Raw genomic sequence first — 1,046 nt, forward strand, 5'->3', positions numbered from 1 at the left:
TCAACGAGATTGGGCGGGAATACGGCGTGCATCCTGTGCAGGTTGGACAATGGAAGAAGGCCATCCAGGAGAATGCCAAGACGCTGTTTGAAGGCAAGCGCGGCCCCAAGCCGGCGGCGGCGCACCGGGAGCCGGAGCTGTTGTACAGCGAGATCGGCAAGTTGAAGATGGAACTGGAGTGGCTCAAAAAAAAGTCTGGGATCAGCCTGCCGTGATACGGCAGGCGTGGATCGACCCCGGCGAGGCCGTCGCCGTGGTGCAGCAATGCGCACTGGCAGGGTTATGCCGCGCCACGGTCTACGCGCAGCGCCGGCCGCCGGTGGTCGATGCCAACGATCTTCTCCACAGTCGGCTCATTGACGAGGAGTACACGCGGCACCCGTTTTACGGCACCCGCCGGATGGTGATCTTTCTTGAGAAGGTGGGGCACACGGTCAACCGCAAGCGGGTACGACGCCTGATGCGACTGATGGGGCTGTCGGGCCTGGCGCCGGGGCCGAACACCAGCCGCCCGCGCCCAGAGCACCCGGTCTATCCGTACTTGCTGCGGGGCGTTCCTGTGGTCCGACCCAACCAGGTGTGGAGCACGGACATCACCTACATCCGGCTGGCCCACGGCTTCGCCTACCTGGTCGCCGTGATCGACTGGTACAGCCGCAAGGTGCTCAGCTGGCGGATCAGCAACAGCATGGAATCGGTGTTCTGTGTCGACTGCCTGGAGGAGGCCCTGCGTAGCCACGGCACGCCAGAAATCTTCAACAGCGATCAGGGCGCACAGTTCACCAGTGAAGCCTTCACCGGCGTGCTGAAACGGGAAGGCGTCGTCATCAGCATGGATGGGCGGGGGCGCGTGTTCGACAACATCTTCGTCGAGCGCCTCTGGCGCAGCGTCAAGTACGAGGACGTGTATCTGAAGGGCTATGCCACGATGGGCGAACTGATGGTTGGCCTGGCCGAGTATTTTGCCTTCTACAACGCTGAGCGTCCGCACCAGTCGCTGGGCAACACGGCACCCGCAGCCGTCTATCGAAACGGCATAGGTGGCG

At 63.0% G+C, this 1,046-nt stretch carries 1 pseudogene; it reads left to right on the top strand.

Annotated elements, in window-relative coordinates:
- Positions 1–1,046, top strand: a pseudogene (locus CAPSK01_RS15450) (IS3 family transposase); the annotation flags it as partial.

This window comes from Candidatus Accumulibacter vicinus, assembly GCF_000584955.1.
GTDB classification, from domain to species: Bacteria; Pseudomonadota; Gammaproteobacteria; order Burkholderiales; family Rhodocyclaceae; genus Accumulibacter; species Accumulibacter vicinus.